We start from the raw sequence: 24927 nt of genomic DNA on the forward strand, positions 1-24927 counted from the left end.
TGGGGGACTGTGGTACATTTATTTTGAGAGGTGGGAAGCCGGATGTTCATGGGTGAGTATCAGCATTCAATCGATACAAAAGGGAGAATCATTGTCCCTGCAAAATACCGTGAACATGTGAAAGATCTTTTTGTTATCACAAGGGGTCTTGATCAGTGTTTATTTGGTTATCCTATGGATGAATGGCGACGCCTTGAAGAAAAAGTACGTTCTCTACCTGTCACGAAAAAAGATGCCAGAGCATTTGCGAGATTCTTCTTCTCGGGTGCAGTGGAATGTGAAATTGACAAGCAGGGAAGAATCAATCTCCCTAAAAACCTGATTGACTATGCGAAAATTGAAAAAGAATGCATGATTATCGGTGTATCATCAAGAATTGAAATCTGGGATAAAGCAGTGTGGAGCGACTATCTTACTGAATCGGAAGAGTCGTTCGCAGAAATAGCAGAAAACCTGATAGATTTCGACTTATAGAATTTAAAGTGTTGAGGTGGCAAGGATGTTTGATCATACTACTGTCCTTCTGAAAGAAACAGTTGATGGACTAAATATAAAAAAGGACGGTATTTATGTAGACTGTACCCTTGGTGGTGCAGGACACAGTGAGTACTTATTATCCCAGTTATCGCATGAAGGACACCTTTATTGCTTTGATCAGGATGAGACGGCAATTGAACACGCAAGAGAAAAGTTGAAGCCTTATGATGGACAAGTTACTTTTATCCAGTCAAACTTCAGGCATTTGAAAAGTGAATTAAACGACCTGGGTGTGGAAAAAGTTGATGGCATTTTATATGACCTCGGCGTTTCATCACCACAGCTTGATACACCTGAAAGAGGATTCAGCTATCACCACGACGCACCACTTGATATGAGAATGGATCAATCGGCGGATTTGTCGGCAAGAGAAGTTGTAAATGAATGGGCGTATCAGGATCTGGTCAGAATCTTTTTCAGATATGGGGAAGAAAAATTTTCTAAGCAGATTGCCCGTAAGATTGAAGCAGCAAGAGAAAAGAATCCGATTGAAACGACGGCTGAACTTGTGGAGCTGATCAAAGACGGAATTCCGGCGCCGGCAAGAAGAAAAGGCGGTCATCCTGCAAAGCGTATTTTTCAGGCAATCAGGATTGCTGTAAACGATGAACTTGGTGTCATTGAGGAATCTATTGAGCAGGCAATTGACATGCTGAAGCCTGGGGGAAGGATCAGCGTCATTACATTTCATTCTTTAGAAGACAGAATCTGCAAGACGATGTTTAAAGAAGCTTCTAAAGGCCCGGAATTGCCACCGGGAATGCCGGTTATTCCTGAAGGATATGAACCTGTATTAAAGCTCGTTACGAGAAAACCGATTTTAGCAAGCGAAGAAGAATTAGAACATAATAACAGATCACGCTCTGCCAAGCTCAGAATTGCGGAGAAAAACAAATAAAATAGATAAATATGAAATGGGGGAAATAGAATGATGAACACTGCAAGGAAGGTCGAGCACAAGCCGTCTACTCAAGCCGAGCCTAAAAGAGTACTGAGAAAGAGATCTTCTGCATTTACGCTTGGTGAAAAAGTGATCGCTGCTGTATTTGCTGCATTTGTTTGCTTTGCGAGTCTTCATATTATTACAGCGCAGGCTGAGATCTACAGTACAAACAAAGAAATTCAACAGTTGGAATCAACTGTACTGGCCCAGGAAAATGTGAATAACGATTTGACGATTCAGGTAAGCCAGATGAGTACATATGAGCGTGTATGGGAAAAGGCAAAAGAGCTTGGACTCACGCTGAATGATTCAAATGTTAAGGTTGTGCAGCAGCCATGAGGAAATTGAAAAAGAATTGGGGAGCCTACCTGCTGTTTACAGTATTTAGCGCTCTCTTTTTTTTATTGATCACAAGGTTTTTGACACTGCAAATCACAGGTGAAGCGGAAGGAAGAGACTTAGCCGCCCAGGCGCAGGCGCAGTATGCAAGAAGTCAGATTCTCGAAGCTGAAAGAGGCAAGATTCTTGATCGGAACGGAGAAGTCATTGCTGAAGATACCCAGACATATAAAATTGTGGCAGTTTTAGATGAAAACCTGACAACAAATGAAGAAAATCCGAGACATGTGTTTAACCCCGAGGATACGGCTTCAACACTTGCGCAGTATCTTGATTTAAGCGAAGCTGAAATTCTGGATATTTTAACGCAGGACCGGAAACAGGTTGAATTCGGAACAGAAGGTAAGGATATTCCGCTTGAAATTAAACAGCAAATTGAAGATGCAGAACTGCCGGGCATCTTTTTCCTCCAGGATTTAAAGCGGTTCTATCCCAATGGCATCTTTTCTTCACATCTGATTGGCTATGCGCAGCCAGAGGAAAATGAAGACGGTCTAGTAAAAACGGTTGGCCAGATGGGTGTGGAAAGAAACCTGAATCAGTATCTTGAAGGTCAGAATGGCAAGCTTTCATTTGAAACGGATGCAAGAGGTTTTCTTCTTCCGGGTGGAGAAGAAGCGATTCAAAAAGCTCAGGATGGTCACGATGTATATCTGACAATCGATAAAAAAATCCAGACATTTCTTGAAGATGCACTGAGTCAGGTATCAGATGAATATAACCCGGAAAAGATGTTCGGTGTCGTGGCAGATGCGAAAACAGGTGAAATTCTCGCAATGAGCCAGCGGCCTACATTTGATCCTGATACAAGGGTCGGGTTAAGTGATAACTGGTATAACCAAATTGTGGAGAGTACGTTCGAACCAGGGTCCACGTTTAAAACATTTTCACTTGCAGCTGCAGTTGAAGAGGGTGTTTTTAATCCGGATGCGACATATCAGTCAGGTTCATATGACGTGCTTGGACAGAAAATTAATGACCATAATGTCAGTGGCTGGGGAACCATCAGTTACTTAGAAGGTGTGCAGCGTTCGTCAAATACTGCTTTTGCAAAGCTGCTTGAGCAGATGGGTGACGATGTTTATAGAAATTATCTGAATGATTTCGGGTTCGGACAGCCTACTGAGATCGATTTACCGAATGAAGCTCCAGGTAATATTCTATATAATTACCCGATTGAAAAAGTAACAACGATCTTTGGACAGGGAACTACGGTAACACCTCTTCAAATGATTCAGGCCGAAACTGCCATTGCAGGTGATGGGAATATGAAAAAACCCTATGTTCTGTCTAAAGTTGTAAACCCTGAAACCGGGGAAGCCGTATATGAAGGTGAATCAGAAGTCAGCGGTCAGCCAATTTCAGCTGATACTGCTGCTAAAGTCAGGGAGTACCTAGCATCGACTGTCACAAGTGAGGTCGGAACGGGGCAGCCATTTAGTATTCCGGGTTATGAAGTATCAGGGAAATCGGGTACTGCTCAGATTCCTGATCCGGAAACGGGCCGTTATATGACAGGAAGATCCAATTATCTCTTCTCATTCATCGGTATGGCACCGGCTGATGATCCGGAACTCATCGTATATATTGGTATTCAGCAGCCGGATCTGCCGGAAGATGAAATCAGTTCAATTCCGGTTTCCAAAGTATTTAATCCTGTCATGTTAAACAGTCTGAAATACCGGAATATCCAACCTGCTGAAGCACCTATGAAAGAAAGTATAGCGGTTGAAGATTATACCGGACAATCAGCTGTTACTGTAAAAGAAGACCTAGAAAGTATGGGGTTGAAGGTTGAAATGATCGGTAACGGTGAAACGATTCAGGATCAGTCTACAAAACACAATGAGTTAATCGCAGGAGAAAGATTGATTATAGTCACAGATGGGGAGTTAACCATTCCTGACTTCACTGGATGGTCATACAGAGATGTCGTGCGCGCGGCAGCCGCTGCAGACCTTGAACTGAATGCAACTGGGACTGGTTTCGCTGTTTCCCAAAATCTGACCGCTGAAACAGTTATCAGTGCTGATCAGCCATTAACAGTCAAATTTGAAACACCTGAAGAAACCAGAAACAGATTAAGTCAGCCGGAAGAAGATAGTGAGCTTCCGCAGGACTAAAACAAAAAGCCTTTTCTGATGATTGATCAGAAAGGGCTTTTTGCATACGTTTATACTTACTGCATACGATGAATTATATATGCTAAAGACAGGAGGAGCAGTGTGCAGCATTTTTCTGAGAGGCTGTTGAAAAAAAGGCTAGTCATTGTATTTTTTTTATTTCTTCTGCTCTTGTTCGTCGTAGTGATCAGACTTTTTTACGTACAGGTAATTGCGCATGAGCAGCTTTATGAAAAAGCGATTGAAAGCTGGACAAGGGAATTGCCGCTTGAACCTAAAAGGGGAACGATCTATGACCGTAACGGTAAGCCCATTGTGTCAAATGAGTCAGCACCGAGTCTTTTTATTATTCCAAAACAAATTGAAGACAGGGATCATACCGCCACTCAGTTAAGTGACATTTTAAAAGTGCCCGAGGAAAAAGCGAAAGAGTTTGTATCCAGGAAAGGGTCTATTGAAAAACTTCATCCTGAAGGAAGAAAGCTTAATTTTGAACAGGTCCGTGCCCTTGAGGAAGCAGCATTGCCAGGCGTATATATAGCAGACGATTATAAGCGATCTTATCCTCAGGGAAGGATGCTTTCTCATGTTCTTGGATTCATCGGTGTAGATAATAGAGGACTATCCGGCCTTGAATTGCTTTATGATGAGCAACTATATGGCGTTAAGGGAGCAGAAGGCTTATTTACGGATGCCAAAGGTAAAGAGATGGATCAGGGGTCATACCATAAAGAACCAACTCATGGAATGGATCTTCATTTAACCATTGACCTGGATGTACAGAATGTACTTGAACGGGAGTTAACGAATGCACAGGAAACATATGATGCAGATCAGATTCTCGCGATTGCAATGAGCCCTAAAACAGGTGAAATTCTCGGTATGGCATCTAGACCTGACTTTGATCCTTCTCATTATCAGAAGTTCTCTCCGGATATATATAATCGGGTGCTGCCGATCTGGCGGACGTATGAACCAGGCTCAACATTTAAAATCATTACGCTGGCTGCTGCTCTTGAAGAAGGTCTGGTTGATCTGGAGAAAGAAAGCTTTTACGACAGCGGACATGTTGAGGTGGGAGGAGTTCACCTTCACTGCTGGCAGCGGGAAGGACACGGCAGCCAGACTTTTCTTGAGGTTGTCCAAAACTCATGCAACCCTGGATTTATTGAGCTTGGTAACAGACTCGGTAAAGATAGGCTATTATCTTATATACATGATTTTGGATTTGGACAAAAAACAGGAATTGATTTAACCGGGGAAGCGAGCGGGATCTTATTCAAGCCTGAAAATATGGGTCCGGTGGAACAGGCGACAACTGCTTTTGGTCAAGGTGTTTCAGTAACACCAATCCAGCAGGCAGCAGCGGTCTCGGCGGTCATCAATGGCGGTACACTGCCAACACCAGTTATCACCAAGAAATGGACAGATCCAATATCAGGGGAGACTTTACATGAAACACCTGTAAAAATGAAGAAAAAAGTAATCTCTGAAGATGTGTCAGCAGAAATGAGGGAAGCGCTTGAATCTGTTGTGGCACAGGGAACCGGACGCGGGGCTTTTGTAGAAGGCTACAGAGTAGGCGGGAAAACAGGGACCGCGCAAAAAGTTGAAAATGGCCAATATATGAAAGACAGTTATATCGTTTCCTTTATCGGGTTTGCACCAAGTGATGATCCGGAAATCCTTGTTTATCTTGCAGTGGATCATCCTAAAAACACAATACAATTTGGTGGAGTAGTGGCAGCGCCAATAGTAGGGAACATCATTGAAGAATCTTTAAATGTACTGGGCGTGGAAAAAAGGAAAGATCAAATTGAAAAGGAAGTCAGGTGGACAGATCCTCCCGAAATCAAAGTACCTGATTTAATAGGAAAGACTAAAAGCGAATTATTAGATCTGCATCTAAACGTAAACCTTGAAATTAAAGGAGAAGGAAAAAAAGTGATCAGACAGTCACCAGAAGCCGGAACAGTTATTCCGGAAGGTGAGACACTTCGAATATTTATTGGTCAATAGCATTCTTTCGACCTATCAGGTAAAATAACAATATAAGAAATGTTCGAGGAGTTGGGTTTATGAGACTTTCAGATCTGACAGGATGCCTTCCTCTGTATGAGATGAAAGGCCCTGGATCAGACCCTGAGATCCTGAAGGTATGCCATCATCATCAGGATGTTGAGCCTGGATCACTTTTTGCTGCGATGAAAGGTGAAAAAGCTGATGGCAGGTTTTATATTGAAAAGGCAATAGAAAAAGGGGCTGTGGCTATTTTATCTGACAGTGAACATCACTTGAGTGTTCCTATCGTGATCGTAAAGCATCCAAGGCACGCGCTTGCCTGCATTGCGAATCATTTTTATGATTACCCGAGTTTTGATCTGAAGGTGATCGGTGTAACCGGTACGAATGGCAAAACAACTGTAACACATATGCTTCAGGCGATTTTAGAATCAAATGAAACAAAGACCGGGATCATCGGCACACTGTATATGAAACAGGGAAATCAGGTGAAAAAAGCCGAGAATACAACACCAGACAGCCTGCTGCTTCAGCAGACATTAGCAGAATTCAGATCTGTTGGAGTGAAGGCAGCTGTGCTTGAAGCGTCTTCACATGGCCTGTCTCAGGGCAGGATGTTTGGCTGTGATGTTGATGTTGCCATATTTACAAATCTGACGCAGGATCATCTTGACTATCATGAAACGATGGAACATTACAAGTGGTCAAAAACGCTTTTGTTTTCGCAGCTTGGGCACACCCATATAAAAAACGCCCCAAAATTTGCTGTGTTAAACTATGACGATCCGTTTACAGAAGAGATTACAGCAGCAACCTCTGCGCATATCATCACATATGGCTTAACAGCAGAAGCGGATATTTACGCTGAAAATCTGAATCAATCGAAAGAAACGACAGCTTTTACACTTTGTACACCATCAGGAAAAGCAGATATTCAACTGAATTTTGCAGGTTTATTTAATGTATATAATGCGCTGGCTTCAGCAGCTGCTGCTTTTGTGATGAGAGTACCAATTGAAATCATTGTTAGAGGACTTGAAGGTTTATCGGGCGTTCCTGGACGCTTTGAGATCGTCAAACATAAAAGACCATTTACTGTCATTGTGGATTATGCCCATACACCTGACAGTTTAAAGAATATACTAAGTGCTGCCCGAAAAATGAACCCCCGTAAGCTGATTATTGTGATTGGGTGTGGGGGTGACAGAGACAGGGCTAAAAGACCTGTTATGGCGAGAATCGCCTGCGAACACGCGGATCAAGCGATTTTTACATCAGACAATCCGAGAACTGAAGATCCAGGGAAGATCCTGAGAGATATGGAAAAGGGTGTTCACGGTAGAGCCTACAAAACAATTGTGGATAGACGTGATGCAATTAAATATGCGATCTCCAAAGCGTCAGAAGGTGATATCGTCATTATAGCAGGGAAGGGGCATGAAAAATTTCAACTGATACAAAACGATAAAATCCTATTTGATGATAAGTCTGTTGCAGAGGATTGTTTAAATGAATATCAGCTAGAAGATCTGTAAAAGTAAAAATACAGAATTAGAACACAAGATAAGCCTGACTGTGAGTCTGTGACATATTCATGTCGCAGGCTTTTTTCAATTGTATAAAGATCATCCTGTACTGAAATTAAAATGTAAAAAACTTTAGCGCTATAATCATTGCAATTATGGTAAAATGAGAGATTGTCAGCATACAACATAAAAAGTACAATAAACTGGAATGATTTGTTAGGAGGAAGCAGGATGTCAGTATTAGCTGTAGTGTTAGCAGCGATATTTGGATTTGGAATTTCAGCAGCGGCAGCACCGCTATTTATTCCTTATTTAAGAAGATTAAAGTTTGGACAAAGTATCAGGGAAGAAGGACCTCAGTCCCACCAGAAAAAATCAGGTACACCAACAATGGGCGGCCTGATCATCCTGAGCGCGATGACACTTGCGACTGTTATCGTCAGCGCAATTTACGGAGTGCTCTCTGTTACCACGCTCTTATTATTAATGGTTACAATTACATTCGGCGTTCTCGGGTTTTTAGATGATTTTATAAAAGTTGCAAAAAAACGAAACCTTGGATTAACTTCAAAGCAGAAGCTTCTTGGTCAGATTGTGATTGCAATAATATTCTATATTATTTTTAGCGCCAATGATTTTTCATCCATTATTTCAATTCCTTTTACATCAATTGAATTAAATCTTGGAATTGTTTATGTGGCATTTGTTATTTTCTGGCTGGTTGGATTCTCCAATGCAGTTAACTTAACAGACGGACTTGACGGACTTGTGTCAGGGACAGCAGTCATTGCTTTTGGTGCATTCGCATTGATCGCCTGGCAGCAGGATCAGCTGGCACTTGCAATCTTCTGTATGTCAGCTGTGGGTGCATTACTTGGATTCTTACTATTTAATGCGCATCCTGCTAAAGTCTTTATGGGTGATACCGGGTCACTTGCACTTGGTGGAGCGATTGGTACCGTATCCTTACTGGCAAAACAGGAAGTCTTACTTTTATTAATTGGAATTGTTTTTGTACTGGAAACACTATCTGTCATGATACAGGTAACTTCTTTTAAAACTACTGGAAAACGAGTGTTCAAGATGAGCCCGCTTCATCACCACTTTGAACTGACTGGCTGGTCAGAGTGGAAAGTAGTTACTGTCTTCTGGACAGTTGGACTTGCTGCTGGGATCTTGGGCGTTCTGATAGGAGTGTACGGCTGATGATTGATTATAAAGGATATCAAAATAAAAAAGTATTAGTTGTGGGACTGGCTAAAAGTGGTGTCGCGGCATCATTGCTTCTTCATAGACTGGGCGCTTTTGTTACTGTGAATGACTGGAAGCCTCTATCTGAGAACAGGGATGCCCAACAGCTGCTGGATCAGGGGATTAAAGTGATCTGCGGCAGTCACCCGGTTGAATTGCTTGATGAAGGTTTTGAGCTGATCGTAAAGAACCCTGGTATTCCTTATTCCAACCCTCTCATTAAAGGAGCGATAGCCAAGGGGCTGACGGTTCTGACTGAAGTAGAGCTTGCTTACAATATCAGTGAAGCGGCTATCATTGGTGTAACCGGAACTAACGGTAAAACGACAACAACTACTTTGATTCATGAAATGATTTCAAAAGACAATAAGAAATCTTATGCAGCAGGTAATATTGGTACAGTAGCATGCGAAGTCGCTCAGATTGCAAAACCTGATGAAGCGATGGTGGTTGAATTATCATCATTTCAGCTGATGGGTATCAGACAATTTGCACCTTCTATTTCAATCATCACAAACATTTATGATGCGCACCTGGATTATCATTCTTCTAAAGAGGAATATGTTGGAGCGAAAGCAGCCATTACCAGAAATCAGACAGCTGGTGATTATTTGATCGTAAATGCTGATCAGGAAGAACTGATGGCTGCAGTCGATCATACAAAAGCTCAGATTGTTCCTTTCTCTACAAAGAAATTTTTAGAAAAAGGCATTTCAAGCGATGGGGAAAAGATTTATATGAATGGGGAAGCAGTCGTTTCATTAAAAGATATTGTTCTTCCAGGCAGACATAACCTCGAGAATATTATGGCAGCCATTGGTGCAGCTAAGCTTTATGGTGTGGCTGATGAAAGTATCAGAAAAGTACTGGCGGAATTCTCCGGGGTGAAGCACCGTACACAGTTTGTAAGAGAATGGAAAGATATTAAGTTCTATAATGATTCAAAAGCAACAAACATACTTGCCACTCAGAGTGCACTCGATGCATTTAATTCGCCAACAATTCTTTTATGTGGCGGTCTGGACAGAGGAAATACCTTTGAAGAATTAGCCGGATCCATGTCGCATGTGAAAACAGCTGTCGTTTTTGGTGAAACTGCAGATAAAATGGCTGAAACAGCTAACCGTGCAGGTGTTGCCAATGTGATTCGTGTGAAAGACATTAATGAAGCAGTCACTGCAGCAGCAGAGGTTGCAGAAGGCGGGGATGTTGTGCTGTTGTCACCGGCATGTGCAAGCTGGGATCAATACCCAACATTTGAAGTTCGCGGAGACATATTTATTGAAGCGGTGAATAAGCTGAAATAAATACGTTGAAGGGACGAGTTGCATGGATCGTCTACTCTTTACTTTCGTACTGATCTGTTCAGTATTTGGTGTATTGTTAATTGATAGCGCAAGCAGTGTATGGGCATTAGACCGTTTCGGTAATGCCCATTTTTTTTCGGCAAGACAGGCTGTTTACTTAGCTGCCGGACTCATTGTCATGCTGATTGTGTCAAAGATTGATTATCTTTTTTGGTACAGACATGCCAAATCAATTTATTTTGTTACGGTTATTTTACTTGTAATTGTTCTCATTCCGGGTATCGGTCTTGAAAGAAACGGATCTCAAAGCTGGATCGGTGTCGGGCCTTTGTCAATTCAGCCTGCTGAACTGGCAAAGGCCGGAGTTCTGATGCTGACTGCAGGCTTGATCAGCACACAAAGAAAAAAGCTTTCAATTAAGCAAACTGTATTTCTGATGCTTGTCGTTTTATTCCCTTTTGGCATCGTGATGCTTCAGCCTGATTTGGGAACCGGGACCGTCTTAGCGGGAAGTGGTTTATCGCTGTTATTCTTAGCTGGTGTCAGTCTCCGGTTTTTTTTATGTTTGTTCGGGGCAGGAATGGCGGGTTTCGCAGGCCTGGTTATCGCTGCACCATATAGAATGCAGAGGATCTATTCATTTATAGACCCCTGGCAGGATCCGCTCGGGGCAGGTTTTCAGATTATCCAGTCACTGTATGCAGCAGGTCCTGGCGGGCTTTTTGGTGCAGGTTTCTTTGAGAGCAGACAAAAGCATTTTTATCTGCCTGAACCACAAAATGATTTTATTTTTGCAATTGCTGCTGAGGAACTGGGACTTGCAGGGAGTATTCTGATCGTTTGTTTATTTTCAGCTGTTATCTGGCGGGGAATACTGATTGCAATCCATGCACCTGACAGCTTCAGTAAACTGCTCGCAGGTGGGATCACAATCTCGCTTGGTCTTCAAGCTGTCATGAATATCTCAGTTGTGATTGGACTGATTCCTGTGACTGGTATTACACTTCCGTTTTTCAGCTATGGCGGGTCTTCACTGATGGTTGTGCTGAGTATGAGCGGAATATTACTGAATATCAGCAGGCATACAGGGAATTAGGTATTTTACATTTTCATGACGATCAACAAGTTTCTGTATTTTCTAAGCGTACAATAGTGTAGTATTAGGGTAGATTTATAAAGAGTAATGTGATTGCGGGTAACCGCATGACTGGAGTGAAATGAATGAAACGCAAGCCGGTTGTCTCACTTGAAGACAGAGTGCCCCAATTAAGACAGCGCCGGCGTAAAAGAGCAAACAGGCGCTTAGTTGGAGTGGTGTTGCTATTCGTCTTCATGATTATTATTGTCCTGTACTTTCAATCACCTTACAGTAAAGTGCAGAACATTCAAATAACAGGTAATAGCGGTGTCTCTGAAGATCAGACAGTTCAATTGAGCGGTATTTCAACCGGAGATCCGTATTGGACATTAGATACTGAAGAAGCCGAAAACAGACTGAAAGATAATGAGATGATCAAGGACGCAGAAATAAAAAGGGATTTGCCTTTAAATGTAGAAGTGATCATTGAAGAATTTGACAAAGTAGCACTCAGTAGAGAAGGGCAGCTTTATCGAGCTGTATACGAAAATGGCTTTATTGGTGAGCCTCTGCCTGTCCAGGATATTGATTTCAGTGCGCCGGTACTGAATGGCTTTCAGCAGGGGGAAATCGTAAATGATCTTGCATCCGCTCTGTCAGACCTTCCGGGAAATGTTATAAACTCCATTTCTGAAGTGCATTATTCTCCATCTGAAGTTGACTCCAATAGAATCATAATATATATGAACGATGGTTTTGAAGTTCATGCAGTCATTCCTTCACTTGTTGAAAAAATGACTCATTATCCTTCAATTGTGAGTCAGCTGGATCCTGAAGTCAGAGGAATCATTGACTTGGAAGTTGGTTCTTATTTCCGTGCTTATGATGCAGGGGAAGCTGCTGAAGGGGATACAGAGGAAGCGCTTGAAGAGCAGATAGAAGAAGCTGCTGAAGGGCTGCCTGACAACGATGTACCAACAATAGAGGAAAACTCAGAGGGGTAAATCCTGTTAAAGTATGAATTTGTCAGTAATATCGGTCATTTATTACTTTTCTGAGTATCTCAATTGGTGTAGACTATACCTATTGAGGTTTCAAACGTGAAACTTGTAAAAAAGCTTTCTATAAACAGCAGATAAAAATGAAAATTTAAATGATTAAAATGAATGGGAACAATGTTCGAAGGAGGTGCCACACGTGAGCAATAACGAATATTATGTCAGTCTTGACATAGGATCATCTTCTGTCAAAGTAGTCATTGCAGAATTGGTCCATGATTCAGTGAATATTATTGGGGTTGGAAATGTAGAATCCGAGGGAATCCGTAAAGGATCAATTGTAGATATTGATGAAACCGTACAATCAATCCAGAAAGCAGTCGATCAGGCTGAACGGATGACGGGTCTTTCAATACATAACGTAATTGTCGGAATACCAGCAAACCATGTAGCCTTGCAGCCATGCCATGGAGTAGTGGCAGTTTCTTCAGATGATAAAGAAATCCGTGATGAGGATATTGCGCGTGTACTCGATGCAGCGCAGGTTATGCCAATGTCACCTGACAGAGAATTAATTAACGTAGTACCGCGACAGTTTATTGTGGATGGACTTGACGAAATTAAGGATCCACGTGGGATGATCGGCGTCAGACTTGAGCTTGAAGGTACAGTTGTAACAGGCTCGAAAACGATGCTTCATAACATTTTACGCTGTGTGGAAAAAGCAGGTCTAGAAGTTGCAGACATTTTTCTGCAGCCATTAGCTGCAGGTACGATTGCACTGTCAAAAGATGAACAGGATCTTGGCACTGCTATTATTGATATCGGTGGAGGGTCTACCAGTATCGCAGTGTTTGAACATGGGCATCTAATTGCAGCATCTACAGTGCCTGCCGGTGGTGAACATATCACAAAAGATCTTTCAATCGGACTGAGAACGACAACAGATGATGCTGAAAAAATTAAGCGCAAGCACGGCCATGCGTTTTATGACTATGCATCAGAAGATGAAGTGTTCAGTGTGCCGATTATTGGAAGTGACCAGCATCAGCAATTTAATCAGCTGGAAATCTCTGATATTATAGAGGTTCGAATGGAAGAGATGTTTGAACTGGTATTGAATGAATTAAAGAGGCTTAACATCCACGATTTGCCTGGCGGATTTGTTCTGACTGGCGGATCAGCTGCGATGCCAGGTGTGCTTGAACTTGGACAGGCAGTATTGCAAAACCAGGTTCGGGTAGCTGTACCGGATTATATCGGGGTAAGAGAACCTCAATATACAACAGCAGTAGGGTTAATTAAATATGCATATAAACATGCCAAACTTCAGGGGCAGGCTGATAAGCAGCCTTCAGCATCAGAATATGACCAGCATGAACATGCTCAGAAAAAACCTAGAAATACTGAATCTGGTACTAAGCAGCAGAAGCCAAAGCAGAAAAATGAAGAGGGAAGATTTAAAAAACTGTTTGGATACTTCTTTGAATAGGAGATCCGGAAAGTAATTTGAATTAGGAGGATTTGCGATGTTAGATTTCGATACGAATGTTGATTCCCTGGCAACGATAAAAGTCATCGGTGTAGGCGGCGGCGGAAATAATGCTGTTAACCGTATGATCGAGCACGGTGTGCAGGGAGTAGAATTTATAGCAGTAAATACAGACGCACAGGCACTTAATCTTTCAAAAGCTGAAATTAAAATGCAGATCGGCGGCAAACTTACGCGCGGTCTTGGTGCAGGTGCAAACCCTGAAGTGGGTAAAAAAGCAGCTGAAGAAAGCCGCGAGCAGATCGAAGAAGCAATCAAGGGCGCAGACATGGTATTCGTTACAGCAGGTATGGGTGGCGGAACCGGAACAGGTGCTGCACCTGTTATTGCACAAATTGCCAGAGAACTTGGAAGTCTGACAGTCGGAGTTGTTACACGTCCATTTACATTTGAAGGACGTAAGCGTGCGACGCAGGCAGCAGGCGGAATCAGTTCAATGAAAGAAGCAGTTGATACACTGATCGTGATTCCAAACGACAGACTTCTTGAAATTGTTGATAAGAGTACACCAATGCTTGAAGCATTCCGTGAAGCTGATAACGTACTGCGTCAGGGTGTTCAGGGTATCTCAGACTTAATCGCGGTACCTGGACTAATCAACCTGGACTTCGCAGACGTGAAGACAATTATGTCTAACAAAGGATCTGCATTAATGGGTATTGGTATTGCTTCAGGTGAAAACCGTGCTTCAGAAGCTGCTAAGAAAGCAATCTCAAGTCCATTACTTGAAACATCGATTGACGGCGCACAGGGTGTCCTGATGAACATTACAGGTGGAACGAACTTAAGCCTGTATGAAGTTCAGGAAGCTGCTGATATTGTTGCAAGTGCTTCTGACCAGGAAGTAAACATGATTTTCGGATCAGTGATTGATGAAGATCTGAAGGATGAAATTCTGGTTACAGTCATTGCCACTGGATTCAACGAACAGCTGAATCAGGCGAAGCCTGCACGTCCGCAAATGGGTGGTCAGGTAAGACAGCAGCCTCAGCAGCCTAAGCGTGAAAGAGAAAGAGAGCCAGTGCGCGAGCAGCATCACCGCGAGCGCGAAGAAGCGCCTCAGGCAGAGCAGCGCAACCAGCAGCCTGTCGAAGATACACTTGATATCCCTACATTCCTGCGTAACCGTAACAGACGCAGAGGATAATTAAATTTAAAGAACCTGAGACATCTGATCTCAGGTTCTTTTTTTTGTGGCATGATGGCGTAATTTATCCAACGATTTATTAAAATTGCTATAGAAATTGACAAGTTTCGTTCTTAGTTATTTGTAGAATGTGGTTATTGGGAGGACGGGATGAATGACATTGTATTTCGAGTATTTACTGCTTGTAAATATTTGTGGGGGACTACTCGTATTGTTCGCTGTCAGCAGATGTCTGAAGACTGGAATTAATATCCGTCTGGCGAGTGGCATATTGTTTTTATATACGCTGACGGAATGTCTTATAGTAACATATCATCCTCAATTGTCAGGTTTTTTAGCCGCAGTGTCTGTTCTTGTGATCAGTAAATATACTGTAAAAAGACAAATGGTGTTACATGCAGCACTTATTTTATTATTTATTTTTTCCTCAGGCTCCATGACACTTTATACAGTAAATTTACTGAATTTTCAGTTATTTTATTCATGTGTGGTTTTATTACTTATTTTTTTGACTGGTCATCTGATTTTTTCGATGAAAATTGCTGACTGGATCAGTTTTTCATCTGTACAAGCTTCTTTTATCTGTGAAGTTAAACTCAAGCAGGGGCAGGCAATTTGGTTTGGTAAAGGGTACCTTGATTCAGGGAATGCACTATCTGCCCCTTTTAGCGGGAAGCCTGTGATGTTTGCTGATGCCAATGTCTCATCGGAATTGTTACCAGAAGAAGTAGTTGCCTATCTGAATGGCATTTCCGCATGTCCTGATCAGTGGAAGGAGAGAATTTCATTTATTCCTTCAAAATCAGTCCATTCAGCATGTGAAATTCTGCTTGGAGTTGAATGTGAAAAAGTAGAGGTTACTTCAAATGGAGAAACATTTGTATTTGAAAACATCCCAGTTGTATTCAGCAAAGAACAATATTATGTAGAGCAGTCCTGTCATTGTCTGCTGAGTCCAATGCAAATGCTGCAATGCTATCAAAAATAAGGAGTGCTGTGAATTGAATTTACTGGATGCAAAAAAGAAAGTTCAATTATGGCTTGTACAGGTTGCTGGTAAAATAAAGGCAAAAGAAATTCATTATATTGGTGGTAGTGAAGCACTCCCATCGCCGCTTGAGAGGCCTGAAGAAGCCAAGGTGTTAGCGAGATTGGCAAAAGGAGATGAGCAGGCCAGGTCTTTATTGATCGAAAGAAATCTCAGACTTGTTGTCTATATATCAAGGAAATTTGAAAATACAGGAATTAATTTAGAAGATCTGATAAGTATAGGTACAATCGGACTAATAAAGGCGATTAATACATTTAACATTGAGAAGAATATTAAGCTTGCCACTTATGCATCCAGATGTATCGAGAATGAAATACTTATGTACCTGAGAAGAACAAGTAAATTAAGATCTGAAGTATCGTTTGATGAGCCGCTTAACACAGATTGGGATGGGAACGAGCTTTTGCTGTCTGATGTGATGGGAACCGAAAACGACCTGATCGTCAAAGGGATAGAAGAGAAAATGGACCGGGTTCTGCTTTATCAGGCATTGAATATTTTAGATGAAAAAGAATCATTTATTATTGAATCAAGATTCGGATTGAATGGCAGAAAAGAGCATACCCAAAAAGATGTAGCAGATATGATGGGGATCTCCCAGTCCTACATATCAAGGCTAGAAAAAAGGATTATAAAAAGGCTGCAAAGAGAAGTAGCAAAACTGGTTTAAAAGCCATTCTTTTCCTGCGATGGATGCCCGCATATTTTTTACCAGCAGGGACATACTGAACGAGAACAATTACTCCCGACTGGAGGAAAATCTCATGTCCCGGAAAGTTGAAATTTGTGGTGTAGATACGTCAACACTTCCAATTTATAAAAACGAAGAAATGAGAGCTTATTTCTCTGCTTTTCAAAGCGGGGATCGTGATGCGAGAGAAAAGCTTGTATACGGCAATCTGAGACTTGTACTAAGTGTGATTCAGCGTTTTAGTCACAGGAGCGAGAATCCGGATGACCTGTTTCAAGTGGGCTGTATCGGGTTGTTAAAATCAATTGATAATTTTGATTTGAGCCAGAATGTGCGTTTTTCTACTTATGCTGTACCGATGATTATTGGAGAAATCAGAAGGCATCTGAGAGATAACAACCCAATTAGAGTATCAAGATCGCTTCGTGACATTGCTTATAAATCTCTTAAGGCGAAAGAAGAACTGATATCTGAAACTTCAAAAGAACCGACAATCAGCGAAATTGCTAAACGCGCTGATATTCCTGAAGAAGACATTGTTTTTGCACTTGATGCGATTCAGGAACCGGTATCGTTATTTGAGCCAGTTTATCAGGATGGAGGAGACCCGGTCTATGTCATGGACCAGGTCAAGGATAACCGCGTCAGCGATGATCGCTGGATTGAAGAGTTGTCAATCAGAGAGGGCATGCTAGACCTTGAAGACAGAGAACGTCTGATCGTTAAAAACCGCTTTTTTAATGGTAAGACACAAATGGAGGTTGCTGAAGAAATCGGGATTTCTCAGGCACAGGTCTCACGCCTTGAAAAAGGAGCCATTAAGCAGATGAACAAATACTTTTCTTAAAGTACAAAGTACATCAATTTTCAAATACTGCTTTAAAAAAAGCAAAGTGGAACGATTGAAGAACCTGAGACGATATTGTCACAGGTTCTTTTTCATTGCATCGTAAAACAGGCCTACTTGCATAGAATAGTGTAAGGGGGAGATAATGTTGAGAATTTCTGATCTTCAATCTAAAGATGTGGTCTCGATTACAGATGGAAAAAAGCTTGGCCTGATCGCAGATATCGATTTAAACGTGTATACAGGTATGATTGATTCGTTTGTGCTGCAGTCCTCCGGTGGATGGTTCAATCGGGGTGAAGAAGTCAGAATCAAGTGGAAGGATGTTGCGAAAATTGGTAATGATGTAATCCTGGTGAAAAATATTGATAAAGCTGACGGGCTAATCAATTAAAGAGATTTTCACAGTTTTATGATACAATTTTAGTGAATCTCTGCGTGCACAGAAAGGTTTGATCTCAATGAACATCGACCAGACAAATACATTTCTGGAATCAACTAAGTGGAAAAAACAATTTCCGAATCTGACTGCAATCTTTACCACAAAAAACGGCGGAGTCAGTAAAGGAGATTTTTCAACATTGAATACCGGTTTGCATGTAAAAGATCAGGGTCAAGATGTAATTAATAATCGTCATATCGTTGCCAAGAATAGCGGTTGGGAATTAAATAAATGGATTTATGCAGATCAGGTGCATGGCACCCGTGTCGTCCAGGTGACATCACGTCATGCGGGAATGGGTATTGAATCATATGATAGAGCCGTTAAAGCTGCAGACGGTCTCTGGACTTTTGATCGGGGAATTGGCTTATCTCTTGGTTTTGCGGACTGTGTGCCCGTCTATTTTGCTGAGCCTGAAACCGGATATGCCGGTGTGGCTCATGCAGGGTGGAAAGGATCAGTCGGCAATATAGGTGGAGAAATGATCAGACAGGCAGAAGAAGCTGGCGTCTGTGCTGATAAGGTGCATGTCATGATCGGCCCGTCTATTGGGGAGTGCTGCTACCAGGTGGATCAGCGTGTTATTGACAGGATTCCAGCGCACTTAAATAAGGATCGTATATATGAGACCCTCGGTGAAGGGCAATACAGATTAAATCTGCAGGAGCTGAATAAACAGCTTATTATGGCAGCCGGGGTGAAGGAGCAGAACATTGAAATGAGCGGAATGTGTACATCCTGTCATAAAGATCTTTTCTTTTCACACCGGAGAGATCAGGGGAAAACAGGCAGAATGTCGGCAGTCATTGGATGGAGGGAATCGTAAGTGAAGGTATCTGAAAAGCTTGAACTGATTAATAACAAAATCTACTCAGCCTGTGAACGTGCAGGAAGACAGGCTGATTCAGTTAAAATTGTAGCCGTAACGAAATATGTAAGTGATGAACGGACACAGGAAGCAGTTGATGCAGGACTTATTCATCTTGGTGAAAACCGACCTGAAGGGTTTAAGGAAAAAAGTGATGCTGTATCAGGAAATATTAAATGGCATTATATCGGGTCATTACAGTCAAGAAAGGTTAAAAACGTGATCAATGATATTGATTATCTGCATTCATTGGACAGAATGTCACTCGCGAAAGAAATTCAAAAGCGGGCTGAGCATAAAGTTGATTGTTTTATCCAGGTAAATGTGTCGGGGGAAGAACAAAAACATGGACTTTCTCTAGAAAATGCGGGACAATTTGTCGAAGAACTGGCAAACTATGATAAAATAAACGTAATTGGATTAATGACAATGGCACCGCTGACTGAAGATGAAGAGGTGATCCGTAGCTGTTTTAAACAGCTGTCAGTGCTGAGAGACTCAATTGCTGCAAAAAACCTGCAGCATGCACCCTGCACTGAGCTGTCAATGGGAATGTCAAACGACTTCACCATTGCCATTGAAGAAGGAGCTACCTACATAAGAATCGGATCTTCGCTCGTCGGAGAATAAAGGAGGAAATCCGTGTTATGGGGATGAAAACGAAATTTAAAGATTTTTTCTTTGGTGAAGAAGAGGAATACATGGAAGAAGTATCTGAAGAAACACCTGAGGAAGTAAAAAGCGTCAGAAAACCTGCTCAAAAGCATAATGTTGTCAGTCTTCAGAGTGTTCAGCAGTCTTCTAAAATGGTTCTGATGGAACCAAGAATGTATGCTGAAGCGCAGGAGATCGCTGACCACCTGAAAAGCCACCGTGCGGTTGTGGTGAATCTTCAGAGAATCAGCAAAGATCAGGCGAAACGGATCGTTGATTTCCTCAGCGGAACCGTATATGCCATTGGCGGGGATATTCAGCGTGTAGGTACAGATATCTTTTTATGTACACCTGATAATATAGAGGTCAGCGGAAATATTACTGACCTGATTCAAGAAGATTAAAATGATGGGTGGTTAAAAGCAGCATGCAAAGTGTTTTAGGTTTAATCTTTTCGGTGTTAGACACCTTATTAACTTTTTTCAGTTTCGCACTGATTATTTACATTCTTCTTTCCTGGTTTCCTAATGCCAGAGAAAGCAGTTTTGGTCAGATTCTCGGGAAGATTTGCGAACCCTATCTTGAGCCGTTCAGAAAAATTATTCCACCTCTTGGAATGATCGATATCTCGCCACTTGTTGCAATTATTGCACTTAACCTAGCGAGATCAGGATTGCAACAGTTATATATTATGCTTTTATAAAGCATTAACCCGGTGGCAATCACCGGGTTTTCTTTTATCGTAAAGGATGTGAAGAGGATGTCGGTTTATCAGCATTTTCGTGAAGAAGAAAGAGGATTTATAGATCAGGTTATGGATTGGCAGCAGGATGTTGAAATGAAATACGCTCCGAGACTTACTATTTTTCTTGATCCCCGTCAGCAGCATATTATGCAGGCAATGATTGGATCGTCAGGTGACATAAAGGTCGCATTTGAAGGTGGACCATCAGAAAGTGAGAGAAAAAGAGCGCTCATTTACCCTGATTACCTCTCACCTGAACAGGGAGACTTTGAGCTTGTCCTGCTCGATATTGGCTTCCCTTCAAAGTTCGTTCAGCTTTCCCACGGTGATATTTTAGGATCATTGATGGGGCTTGGCATCAAGCGGGAAACGATTGGAGATATCCTGACCTCAAAAGATCGTATTCAGCTCATTACAACAAAGGAAATGAAGGATTTTCTGATTATGAATCTTGTTCAGGCGGGAAAAGCTAAAGTAAATGTATCCGAAGAAAAATGGGAAGATATCATACAATCTGAGAATAAATGGACAGAGAGAAATATTCTTGTATCATCCATGAGACTTGATACTGTTCTAGCAGGGGCTGTAAATATTTCAAGACAAAAAGCGCAGCTTCTTATACAGGGAGGTAAAGTAAAAGTAAACTTCAGGCAGGAAGAAAAAACATCTTTTGAACTTGATCAGGGGGATATGATTTCAGTCAGAGGATTTGGCAGAATGCGTGTAGGTGAGCGTAGCGGCGTGACAAAGAAAGATAAGATCAGACTGAATTTTTATTTTCTTCAATCTTAATAGGTGAATTAGAAGGATTTTAACACAAAACGTCGAATCATCAGTATAATGGAGTATAGATTACAAAGACTCGGAGGTGCACATGATGCCACTATCACCACTTGATATACATAATAAGGATTTCAGCCGCGGATTCAGAGGCTACGATGAAGATGAAGTAAATGAATTTCTTGACCACGTGATGAGAGATTACGAACTTGTTCTGCGTGAAAAGAAAGAACTTGAAGAAAAACTAAATAATCACACTGAAAGACTGGGTCATTTTACGACAATTGAAGAAACGCTTAATAAATCAATTGTTGTTGCTCAGGAGGCCGCTGAAGAAGTAAAGCGAAGCGCATCAAAAGAAGCAAAGCTTATTGTAAAAGAAGCTGAGAAAAACGCAGACCGTATTGTCAATGAATCATTAACAAAAGCACGTAAAATCGCACTTGAAATTGAGGACCTGAAAAAGCAGTCCAAGGTTTTCCGTACGCGCTTTAAAATGCTGATTGAAGCCCAGCTGGATCTGATCAGTCATGATGACTGGGATGAACTGATGGAGTATGACCTTGATACTGAAGAACTGAAAAGCCTGACACCTGATCACGAATAAGAAATATTGACGTATCATACTTATGTTACTATAATTAAATTGTTAAAATGTAATTCAAATCATCATGCACTTATACATTGCATCAACTTTGAAGGGAACAGTACACTGACATAAAAACCGGCGATAGCGATTCGGGGATGGTGAAAGCCCGAAACGGAATGTCAGAGGAAGATCATCCCTGAGTTTTCAGACTGAACGAAGTAAGTCTGAACGTGTGACAGCGTTAACCGTTACTTAAGTGGAAAAAGTCTGATCTTTTTCTATAAGGGTGGTACCGCGTGAAGCACAAGCTCTCTCGTCCCTTTACCAGGGATGGGGGAGCTTTTTTTATTTTTATGAACACAGGAGGAGAAAAAGATGGAATACAAAAATACTTTATTAATGCCAAAGACGGCATTTCCAATGCGGGGCAACCTGCCAAATCGCGAACCTGAAATGCAGGAAAAGTGGGCAGAAATGGATATCTATCAAAAAGTACAGGAAAGAACTGCCGGAAGACCTTTATTTGTTCTTCATGATGGTCCTCCCTATGCAAATGGAGACCTTCATATGGGTCATGCCCTGAATAAAGTGCTGAAGGACTTCATTGTACGTTATAAATCAATGAGCGGATTCCAGGCGCCATACGTTCCGGGCTGGGATACTCATGGTCTTCCGATTGAGCAGGCACTGACTAATAAAGGTGTGAAGCGTAAAGAAATGACTGTCGCTGAATTCCGTGAAAAGTGTGCTGAGTACGCACTGCAGCAGATTGATAATCAGCGCACCCAATTCAAGCGTATCGGGGTCCGTGGTGACTGGGATAATCCATATATCACATTGAACCCTGAATATGAAGCTGAACAGATCCGAGTATTTGGTGAGATGGCGAAAAAAGGCTATATCTACAAAGGTAAAAAGCCAGTTTACTGGTCCCCTTCAAGTGAGTCTGCACTTGCAGAAGCTGAAATCGAATATCAGGATAAACGCTCTGCTTCTATTTATGTATCTTTTGACGTGAAAGATGGCAAAGGGAAACTCGATCAGGATACTGGATTTGTCATCTGGACGACTACTCCGTGGACAATTCCTGCCAATCTGGCAATCGCACTGCATCCTGAACTCGAATATGTTGTTGCAGATACAGGCAGCAAAAAGTTTGTTGTTGCCAAGGAGTTGCTTGAAAGTGTACAGGAGACAATGGGCTGGGAAAAGGCGGATGTGACTGCCACTTATAAAGGCTCAGAGCTTGAGCATGTGACAGCTGCACATCCTTTATATGACCGTGAATCACTTGTTGTACTGGGTGAACACGTAACGACTGATGCAGGTACTGGTTGTGTTCACACTGCACCGGGTCACGGTGAGGATGACTTTATTGTTGGGAAAAAATACGGACTTGATGTGCTTTGCCCGGTTGATGACCGTGGTGTATTTACTGATGAAGCACCTGGATTTGAAGGATTATTCTATGATAAAGCGAATAAGCCAATCACTGAAAAGCTTGAAGAAGCAGGCGCATTATTAAAGCTTGAGTTCTTCACACACAGCTACCCTCATGACTGGAGAACGAAAAAGCCGATCATTTTCCGTGCAACTGCCCAGTGGTTCGCTTCTATTGATAAGTTCAGAGAAGAACTGATGCAGGCGGTTAAGGATACTAAGTGGGTGCCTGCCTGGGGTGAAACGCGACTGTTTAACATGGTCCGTGACCGCGGTGACTGGTGTATTTCAAGACAGCGTGCATGGGGCGTGCCAATCCCTGTCTTTTACGCTGAAAACGGCGATGCAATCATTACAGAAGAAACAATTGATCATGTATCAAACCTATTTGCAGAGCATGGTTCAAATATCTGGTTTGAGCGCGATGCAAAAGATCTTCTGCCTGAAGGTTTCACGCATGAAGGAAGTCCAAATGGCCGCTTCTCGAAAGAACAGGATATCATGGATGTCTGGTTCGATAGCGGTTCTTCCCATCAATCTGTACTGAAAGTCCGTGATGAACTGCAGCGTCCTGCTGACCTTTATCTTGAGGGGAGTGACCAGTATCGCGGCTGGTTTAATTCTTCACTTACAACAGGAGTTGCCGTGACTGGAAAAGCACCTTATAAAGGTGTGTTAAGCCACGGATTTGCCCTTGATGGCAACGGCCGAAAGATGAGTAAATCACTTGGTAATGTGGTGCTGCCATCTAAAGTCATGAATCAGCTTGGAGCAGATATTCTCCGTCTGTGGGTTGCTTCAGTGGATTACCAGGCAGATGTACGTGTATCTGATCCGATCTTAAAACAGGTTGCTGAAGTTTACCGTAAAATGCGTAATACGCTTCGCTTCCTTCTTGCAAATCTGGCTGATTTTGATCCGTCAAAAGATGCTGTATCATTTGAAGATTTAAGAGAAGTTGACCAGTTTATGATGGTCAGGCTGAATCAGGTTGTAAAATCAGTGACAAATGCATATGAAAATTATGAGTTTGCATCGATCTATCATACAATCAATAATTTCTGTACAACAGACCTGAGTTCATTCTACCTTGATTTTGCAAAAGACATTCTGTACATCGAGGCTGAAAATCATCAGGATCGCCGTGCGATGCAGACAGTTATGTATGAGTCACTTGTGTCACTTGTTAAGCTATTATCTCCAATTCTTTCACACACAGCTGATGAAGTATGGACATTCATCCCTGGTGTTGAAGAAGAAAGTGTACAGCTGACTGATATGCCTGAAGCAAAATCTTATGACAATGAAAAAGCACTGCTTGAAAAATGGAATGCGTTCCTTGATGTAAGAGATGATGTATTAAAAGCGCTTGAGGAAGCAAGAAGCACGAAGCTGATCGGTAAATCTCTGGCAGCGAAAGTAACGCTATATGCAGATGAAAACACATATGAGTTACTTTCTTCTGTAAAAGAGGACCTGAAGCAACTGTTTATCGTTTCTGATTTTGAACTTGCTACTTCGACTGACAATGTACCGGAACAGGCAATCAAGTTTGAGGGCCACACGGTAGCTGTTGAAAAAGCTGAAGGTGAGACTTGTGAAAGATGCTGGACTGTTACAACTGACGTGGATAAAGACAGCGACCACCCTACACTTTGTACGAGATGTGCGACTGTAGTAAAAGAAAACTATGCAGACGTTGCTGCAGAATAAATGATTTAGAGCTGCCGGTTATGATACCGGCAGCTTTTTAATGTATTGTGTGCAGAGATTTTGGCTCATTCCATGCCTGCTTGCAGTCATGGCTTTTCACCATATAAGAGAAGAAGCGCGAAATCAAGCAAGCTTGAATTTCCGCGCTTCTTCTCTTATACAGTAAATGAGCCAAAATCGAACGTGGCTGTATACAAATCATTGCCATTGTTCATATTCGGACA

23 protein-coding genes and 1 other annotated feature are annotated in these 24927 nt (G+C 41.9%); all 23 genes read left to right on the forward strand.

Translation table 11 applies throughout. The features are described from left to right. Positions 1 to 42 precede the first annotated feature (42 nt). The 23 genes from mraZ (at position 43) to ileS (ending at position 24703) form a co-directional block, all read left to right on the forward strand. On the forward strand, positions 43 to 474 hold the full coding sequence (gene mraZ, locus DH10bf12_RS11530) for a division/cell wall cluster transcriptional repressor MraZ (RefSeq protein ID WP_471735431.1): 432 nt from the start codon (positions 43 to 45) through the stop codon (positions 472 to 474). 25 nt (positions 475 to 499) lie between these two features. Next, positions 500 to 1435 (forward strand): 16S rRNA (cytosine(1402)-N(4))-methyltransferase RsmH, encoded by a 936-nt coding sequence (gene rsmH / locus DH10bf12_RS11535; RefSeq protein ID WP_471735432.1) that lies wholly within the window; start codon positions 500 to 502, stop codon positions 1433 to 1435. A gap of 30 nt (positions 1436 to 1465) precedes the next feature. Next, positions 1466 to 1819 (forward strand): cell division protein FtsL, encoded by a 354-nt coding sequence (gene ftsL, locus DH10bf12_RS11540; RefSeq protein ID WP_471735433.1) that lies wholly within the window; start codon positions 1466 to 1468, stop codon positions 1817 to 1819. Further along, positions 1816 to 4002 (forward strand): penicillin-binding transpeptidase domain-containing protein, encoded by a 2187-nt coding sequence (locus DH10bf12_RS11545; RefSeq protein ID WP_471735434.1) that lies wholly within the window; start codon positions 1816 to 1818, stop codon positions 4000 to 4002. The genes ftsL and DH10bf12_RS11545 overlap by 4 nt, the downstream gene beginning before the upstream one ends. Positions 4003 to 4104: 102 nt before the next feature. Beyond that, positions 4105 to 6021 carry a stage V sporulation protein D gene (locus DH10bf12_RS11550; RefSeq protein WP_471735435.1) on the forward strand — a complete coding sequence of 639 codons (1917 nt, stop codon included), beginning with the start codon at positions 4105 to 4107 and terminating at the stop codon, positions 6019 to 6021. Positions 6022 to 6080: 59 nt separating this feature from the next. Next, positions 6081 to 7559, forward strand: coding sequence for a UDP-N-acetylmuramoyl-L-alanyl-D-glutamate--2,6-diaminopimelate ligase (locus DH10bf12_RS11555; RefSeq protein ID WP_471735436.1), 1479 nt, complete (start codon positions 6081 to 6083; stop codon positions 7557 to 7559). Between the two features lie 222 nt (positions 7560 to 7781). Beyond that, complete coding sequence (mraY, locus tag DH10bf12_RS11560; protein WP_471735437.1) at positions 7782 to 8756, forward strand: phospho-N-acetylmuramoyl-pentapeptide-transferase; 975 nt, start codon at positions 7782 to 7784, stop codon at positions 8754 to 8756. After that, positions 8756 to 10108, forward strand: a complete 1353-nt coding sequence (murD, locus tag DH10bf12_RS11565; RefSeq protein WP_471735438.1) for a UDP-N-acetylmuramoyl-L-alanine--D-glutamate ligase — start codon at positions 8756 to 8758, stop codon at positions 10106 to 10108. The genes mraY and murD overlap by 1 nt, the downstream gene beginning before the upstream one ends. Before the next feature lie 22 nt (positions 10109 to 10130). Continuing rightward, the gene (ftsW, locus tag DH10bf12_RS11570) at positions 10131 to 11204 is read left to right on the forward strand and encodes a putative lipid II flippase FtsW (RefSeq protein WP_471735439.1); all 1074 of its coding nucleotides are present in this window, start codon (positions 10131 to 10133) and stop codon (positions 11202 to 11204) included. Between the two features lie 125 nt (positions 11205 to 11329). Further along, positions 11330 to 12190 (forward strand): cell division protein FtsQ/DivIB, encoded by an 861-nt coding sequence (locus DH10bf12_RS11575; protein ID WP_471735440.1) that lies wholly within the window; start codon positions 11330 to 11332, stop codon positions 12188 to 12190. A gap of 193 nt (positions 12191 to 12383) precedes the next feature. After that, positions 12384 to 13676 carry a cell division protein FtsA gene (gene ftsA / locus DH10bf12_RS11580; RefSeq protein WP_471735441.1) on the forward strand — a complete coding sequence of 431 codons (1293 nt, stop codon included), beginning with the start codon at positions 12384 to 12386 and terminating at the stop codon, positions 13674 to 13676. 37 nt (positions 13677 to 13713) lie between these two features. Next, on the forward strand, positions 13714 to 14883 hold the full coding sequence (gene ftsZ / locus DH10bf12_RS11585) for a cell division protein FtsZ (protein WP_471735442.1): 1170 nt from the start codon (positions 13714 to 13716) through the stop codon (positions 14881 to 14883). 154 nt (positions 14884 to 15037) lie between these two features. Beyond that, positions 15038 to 15871, forward strand: coding sequence for a sigma-E processing peptidase SpoIIGA (locus DH10bf12_RS11590; protein WP_471735443.1), 834 nt, complete (start codon positions 15038 to 15040; stop codon positions 15869 to 15871). A 22-nt stretch (positions 15872 to 15893) separates the two neighbouring features. Continuing rightward, positions 15894 to 16604: an RNA polymerase sporulation sigma factor SigE gene (sigE, locus tag DH10bf12_RS11595; RefSeq protein WP_471738230.1), complete on the forward strand. Its 711-nt coding sequence runs from the start codon at positions 15894 to 15896 to the stop codon at positions 16602 to 16604. A gap of 94 nt (positions 16605 to 16698) precedes the next feature. Then, positions 16699 to 17472: an RNA polymerase sporulation sigma factor SigG gene (gene sigG, locus DH10bf12_RS11600; RefSeq protein ID WP_471735444.1), complete on the forward strand. Its 774-nt coding sequence runs from the start codon at positions 16699 to 16701 to the stop codon at positions 17470 to 17472. A 145-nt stretch (positions 17473 to 17617) separates the two neighbouring features. Beyond that, positions 17618 to 17866, forward strand: coding sequence for a YlmC/YmxH family sporulation protein (locus tag DH10bf12_RS11605; RefSeq protein ID WP_471735445.1), 249 nt, complete (start codon positions 17618 to 17620; stop codon positions 17864 to 17866). A 67-nt stretch (positions 17867 to 17933) separates the two neighbouring features. Then, positions 17934 to 18740 (forward strand): peptidoglycan editing factor PgeF, encoded by an 807-nt coding sequence (gene pgeF / locus DH10bf12_RS11610; protein WP_471735446.1) that lies wholly within the window; start codon positions 17934 to 17936, stop codon positions 18738 to 18740. Continuing rightward, complete coding sequence (locus tag DH10bf12_RS11615) at positions 18741 to 19412, forward strand: YggS family pyridoxal phosphate-dependent enzyme (RefSeq protein ID WP_471735447.1); 672 nt, start codon at positions 18741 to 18743, stop codon at positions 19410 to 19412. A 17-nt stretch (positions 19413 to 19429) separates the two neighbouring features. Further along, entirely contained in the window at positions 19430 to 19840 is a 411-nt protein-coding gene (locus DH10bf12_RS11620) for a cell division protein SepF (protein ID WP_471735448.1), read from the forward strand. Between the two features lie 23 nt (positions 19841 to 19863). Then, positions 19864 to 20139: a YggT family protein gene (locus tag DH10bf12_RS11625; protein WP_471735449.1), complete on the forward strand. Its 276-nt coding sequence runs from the start codon at positions 19864 to 19866 to the stop codon at positions 20137 to 20139. Between the two features lie 57 nt (positions 20140 to 20196). Further along, positions 20197 to 20973, forward strand: a complete 777-nt coding sequence (locus DH10bf12_RS11630; RefSeq protein WP_471735450.1) for a YlmH family RNA-binding protein — start codon at positions 20197 to 20199, stop codon at positions 20971 to 20973. A gap of 85 nt (positions 20974 to 21058) precedes the next feature. Beyond that, positions 21059 to 21568: a DivIVA domain-containing protein gene (locus tag DH10bf12_RS11635; RefSeq protein ID WP_471738231.1), complete on the forward strand. Its 510-nt coding sequence runs from the start codon at positions 21059 to 21061 to the stop codon at positions 21566 to 21568. A 79-nt stretch (positions 21569 to 21647) separates the two neighbouring features. Then, positions 21648 to 21874: a binding site (T-box leader), on the forward strand. Positions 21875 to 21925: 51 nt separating this feature from the next. Further along, on the forward strand, positions 21926 to 24703 hold the full coding sequence (gene ileS / locus DH10bf12_RS11640; protein WP_471735451.1) for an isoleucine--tRNA ligase: 2778 nt from the start codon (positions 21926 to 21928) through the stop codon (positions 24701 to 24703). Positions 24704 to 24927: the final 224 nt, after the last annotated feature.

It is taken from the genome of Jeotgalibacillus sp. 10bf12, assembly GCF_055597105.1.